This window comes from Escherichia sp. E3659 (genome assembly GCF_005781135.1).
GTDB lineage: Bacteria > Pseudomonadota > Gammaproteobacteria > Enterobacterales > Enterobacteriaceae > Escherichia.
The window spans coordinates 1-5,461 of sequence record NZ_VATQ01000052.1 but is presented as its reverse complement, the minus strand read 5'-3'; the positions used below and the strand labels follow the sequence as shown (position 1 = coordinate 5,461).

At 53.3% G+C, this 5,461-nt stretch carries 3 protein-coding genes; all 3 read left to right on the top strand.

Annotated elements, in window-relative coordinates:
- Positions 1–1,176 (top strand): autotransporter strand-loop-strand O-heptosyltransferase (locus FEK47_RS23425; protein WP_138183400.1); only part of this gene is annotated, 1,176 nt, incomplete at its 5' end.
- Positions 1,160–1,390 (top strand): ESPR domain-containing protein, encoded by a 231-nt coding sequence (locus FEK47_RS25560; protein ID WP_138183399.1) that lies wholly within the window; start codon positions 1,160–1,162, stop codon positions 1,388–1,390. The genes FEK47_RS23425 and FEK47_RS25560, both read left to right, overlap by 17 nt.
- Positions 1,371–5,461: AIDA repeat-containing protein (locus tag FEK47_RS23415; RefSeq protein WP_240730985.1), on the top strand; the 4,091-nt coding region annotated here is incomplete at its 3' end. The genes FEK47_RS25560 and FEK47_RS23415, both read left to right, overlap by 20 nt.

Below are 5,461 nucleotides of genomic sequence, written 5' to 3'. Positions count from 1 at the left end.
CACGGCCCCGACAACATCCTGTATGACTTTAATGATGGAGCTCGGGTGCTCCTTCCTGAAGGTAAATGGCATGTACGCCTGCTGGATGCAGATTCCGGAAACATTCTTTTCTGCTGTGACATCAATAATGGCTGGGTGACCAGCAGTAAGAAATATTTTGTGCGCTTCCGTATTCAGGTATTCCGTCAGGGCGAAGAGACCCCCCTGCTGGATGAAACGCTGAACCTGACGGACCGTGATGTTCTGATTTCATTCCCCACCGGTACTCTGGGTGACCTGCTGGGCTGGTTCCCTTATGCCGAACGTTTTCAGTCCCTGCATCAGTGCCGGCTGGAGTGCACAATGGCGCAGGACATCATTGACCTGCTGGCACCACAATATCCGCAGATATGTTTCTCCACGCCGGAGAAACCACGCACAACTGAACCTTATGCAACATACCGGGTGGGGCTCTATTTTGGTGGTGACACAAATAACCAGCCGGTGGATTTTCGTCAGGTCGGTTTTCATCGTTCAGCCGGTTACATTCTGGGCGTTGACCCACGGGAAGCACCGGTCCGGCTTGACCTGTCCGCCCCCCGGACTGTCCGGGAGCCTTATGTGTGCATCGCCACACAATCCACCTGCCAGGCAAAATACTGGAATAACGGCACCGGCTGGAGTGAGGTCGTTGCTCACCTGAAATCGCTGGGCTACCGGGTGCTGTGTATTGACCGGGAGGCTCATTACGGTCAGGGATTTGTCTGGAATCACATTCCCTGGGGAGCGGAAGACTTTACCGGCAGGTTTTCGCTACAGGAGCGGGTAAATCTGCTGCGTCATGCCAGTTTCTTCATTGGCCTGGCCAGTGGGCTGTCATGGCTGGCATGGGCAACCGGTATTCCGGTGGTGCTGATAAGTGGCTTCAGCCTGCCCGACAGTGAGTTTTATACCCCGTGGCGGGTGTTCAACTCCCATGGTTGTAACGGATGCTGGGACGATACATCACTGAATTTTGACCACAAGGATTTTCTGTGGTGTCCGAGACATAAAAACACGGACCGGCAATTTGAATGCACCCGCCTGATAACAGGCACACAGGTTAATGGTGTTATCAGCAGACTCCATGCCTCCCTGATGAAGCAGGGAGATAAAACCTGTCTTACAAAAGGAACGAACAATGAACAAGGTTTATAACACTGTCTGGAATGAATCCACCGAGATGTGGGTCGTTACCTCAGAACTGACCCGTAAAGGCGGTCGTCGCCCCCGGCAAATCAAGCGTACCGCACTGGCGGGGCTGATTGCTGGCCTGCTTCTGCCATCTGCTCCTGCTCTGGCGCAGGATTATAACAATGAAACACTGGGGAACGAAGGAACGCCCTTCATCTATGTCACTGAATGCCGGTGATACGGCGACAGATACCACCATTAACTATGATGGAGCCCAGTCTGTCTCCAGTGGAGGCAGCGCCACAAATACCACTATAAACGGTGGTTCCCAAAGTGTTTATGGCGGTAGTGCCACAAATACAACCATTAATAATGGAGGCACTCAGCATGTCGTTGGTGGCCGTGTCACGGATACCACCATTAACGATGGCGGCAGGCAATGGCTTGACGACGGAGCCACTGCTACGAACACCATTATTAACAATAACGGCAGCATGAGTGTCAGGGACGGCGTTAGTGCCACAAACACTATTATTAACAATAGAGGCAGTATGGCTGTCGAAGTCGGCGGTAGTGCCACGAGCACCACCATTAACAGTGGTGGTTTCCTGTCCGTCTCCGGGGGCGCCAGTGCAGTAGACATTACCCAGAACAGCGGCGGAGCTATTTCTGCAGACACTTCTACCACCCTGAGTGGCACCAACACTAACGGCAGCTTCAGTATTGCCGGTGGCAGTGCCGTCAATATGCTGCTGGAGAATGGTGGATACCTGAGTGTTAATAGTGGTCATCAGGCCACAAGCACCACCATTAACAGTGGCGGTGGGCTATCTGTCTACGGGGGCGCCAGTGCTGTTGACATTACTCAGAACAGCGGCGGGTCTATTTCTGCAGACACTTCTGCCACCCTGAGTGGCACCAACACTAACGGCAGCTTCAGCATTGCCGGTGGCAGTGCCGTCAATATGCTGCTGGAGAATGGCGGATACCTGAGAGTTAATAGTGGTCATCAGGCCACGAACACCATTATTAACAATAGCGGCAGCATGGCTGTCGGCCCCGACGGTAGTGCAACGAACACCACCATTAACAGTGGTGGTGGCCTGTCCGTCTACGGTGGCGGCAGTACAACGAACACCACTATTAACAGTGGCGGTGGGCTGTCTGTCGACGGGGGCGCCAGTGCAGTTGACATTACTCAGAACAGCGGCGGGTCTATTTCTGCAGACACCTCTGCCACCCTGAGTGGCACCAACATTAACGGCAGCTTCAGCATTGCCGGTGGCAGTGCCGTCAATATGCTGCTGGAGAATGGTGGATACCTGAGTGTTAATAGTGGTCATCAGGCCACGAACACTATTATTAACAATAGCGGTGGTATGGCTGTCGAATTCGGCGGTAGTGCAACGAACACCACCATTAACAGTGGTGGTTTCCTGTCCGTCTCCGGGGGCGCCAGTGCAGTAGACATTACCCAGAACAGCGGCGGAGCTATTTCTGCAGACACTTCTACCACCCTGAGTGGCACCAACTCTAACGGCAGCTTCAGTATTGCCGGTGGCAGTGCCAGTAATATGCTGCTGGAGAACGGTGGTTCTCTGAGAGTTTATAGTGGTCACCTGGCCACGAACACCATTATTAACAACGGCTGGATGGAGGTCAGGGGCGGTAGTGCCACAAGCACCACCATTAACAGTGGTGGTAAGCAGAATATCTTCGATGGCGGCAGTACAACGAGCACCACCATTAACAGCGGGGGAAGACTGGATGTCTACAACGGCGCCAGTGCAGTTGACATTACCCAGAACAGCGGCGGGGCTATTTCTGCAAACACCTCTGCCACTCTGAGTGGTACCAACATTAACGGCAGCTTCAGCATTGCCGGTGGCAGTGCCGTCAATATGCTGCTGGAGAATGGTGGATACCTGAGTGTTAATAGTGGTCATCAGGCTACGAACACCATTATTAACAATAGCGGTGGTATGGCTGTCGAATTCGGCGGTAGTGCAACGAACACCACCATTAACAGTGGTGGTGGCCTGTCCGTCTACGGGGGCGGCAGAACAACGAACACCACTATTAACAGTGGCGGTGGGCTATCTGTCTCCGGGGGCGCCAGTGCAGTAGACATTACCCAGAACAGCGGCGGAACTATTTCTGCAGACACCTCTGCCACCCTGAGTGGCACCAACACTAACGGCAGCTTCAGTATTGCCGGTGGCAGTGCCGTCAATATGCTGCTGGAGAATGGTGGATACCTGAGTGTTAATAGTGGTCATCAGGCCACGAACACCATTATTAACAATAGCGGCAGAATGAATGTCGAAGGTAGTGCAACGAACACCACCATTAACAGTGGTGGTGGCCTGTCCGTCTACGGGGGCGGCAGTACAACGAACACCACTATTAACAGTGGTGGTTTCCTGTCTGTCAACGGTGGCAGTGCAGTTGACATTACTCAGAACAGCGGCGGGGCTATTTCTACGGACACCTCTGCCACTCTGAGTGGTACCAACATTAACGGCAGCTTCAGCATTGCCGGTGGCAGTGCCGTCAATATGCTGCTGGAGAATGGTGGATACCTGAGAGTTAATAGTGGTCATGACGCCAGCGACACAACTGTTGGCAGTGGCGGTATGCTGGATGTCCGGAGCGGCGGTGTACTTCGTGGTACCACCACCCTGACAGATAAAGGGACGCTCGCCGGTGGTACGTTCACAAATGTCACAAATGAAGGAAACCTGTATTTCCTCAACAACAGTGCGGCGACCTTTGCGGGTACCCTGACGGGGAGCGGTACCCTGACCCAGGAAGGCGGAAATACCCGCTTCAGCGGACTGTTGTCTCAGGATGGCGGGATTGCTCTTCAGAGTGGCGCTGCAATGACGATGGTTACCCTTCAGGCGAACGCTAATGTGACGACACAGTCAGGCACCACCCTGACGTTGGATAACGGAAGCATCCTGACGGGGAGCGTTACAGGAGGCAACACTGGTGCAGGTGACATGACGGTTAAAGGCGCCTCTGTCTGGCATCTCGGTGGTGACTCCACTGTCGGTGCATTAACGCTGGATAACGGGACTGTCGATTTCCGTCCGTCAGCCACCACGCGCCTGACGCAGGCTTTCCGGCCGGTTTCACTGGTGTCTGAAAGTCTTTCAGGTAACGGGACATTCCGGATGAACACGGATATTGCATCTCATACCGGAGACATGCTGAATGTGACGGGGAATGCCAGTGGCAGCTTTGTGCTGGACATCAGAAATACCGGTCTTGAACCTGTTTCCGCAGGCACACCACTTCAGGTCGTTCATACCGGCAGTGGCGATGCTGCGTTCAGCCTGAACGGCGGGAAAGTGGATGCCGGTACCTGGGAATACTATCTGAACAAGGAAAATACTGACTGGTACCTGAAAGCTGACAGTAGTCAGCCAGGAACAGATAACCCGGGAACAGATAACCCGGGAACAGATAATCCAGGAACAGATAATCCAGGAACAGATAATCCGGTACCTCCGGTACGCCATACAACAAAATCGGCTGATGCTGTGCTGAATATGGCAACGGCACCGGTCCATGTGTTCAACAGCGAGCTTCAGAGTCTGCGTTTTCGTCACGGCGATGTCATGCAGAATACCCGTTCGCCGGGTGGTGTCTGGGGACGGTACACCGGGTCAGATACCCGTATCAGCGGTGGTGCCGGCTCAGGTTATTCACTGACCCAGAGCGGAATGGAAACCGGCGGCGACACCGTATTTGAACTGAATGACAGCAGGCTGGCTGTGGGGGCTTTTGTATCCTATACCGATAACAGCATCAGCCATAATCGTGGTGGCAGCAGTACTGTCGGAAGTACCGGCGGTGGTCTGTATGCAACCTGGTTTAACAATGATGGTTACTATGTGGATGGCGTTATCAAAGTTAACCGTTTCAGGAACGAACTGCGCACCTGGATGAGTGACGGTACGGCAGTGAAAGGCGATTATCATCAGAATGGCTTTGGTGGCAGCCTGGAAGCAGGCAGAACCTTCAGTCTGAATGAAAACACCTGGATTCAGCCTTATCTCCGTAGTACGGCATTCCGGGCAGAATCAAAGGATATCAGTCTGGATAATGGTATGAAGGCGAAAGCAGGGACAACCAAATCACTTCAGGGTGAAGTGGGTGTGAACCTCGGGATGAATCTTGATGTTGCCGGAACTGTTGTCAGACCGTATCTGACGACGGCAGTGAGCCATGAGTTTTCGGATAACAACAGGGTCCGGATAAATGACAGCTATAACTTTACTAACGATATCTCAGGCACCAC

What these genes read in the sequence shown, in the direction of transcription:
- FEK47_RS25560 (WP_138183399.1), top strand. Translation starts at nt 1,160, where the DNA reads ATGAACAAGGTTTATAACACTGTCTGGAATGAATCCACCGAGATGTGG.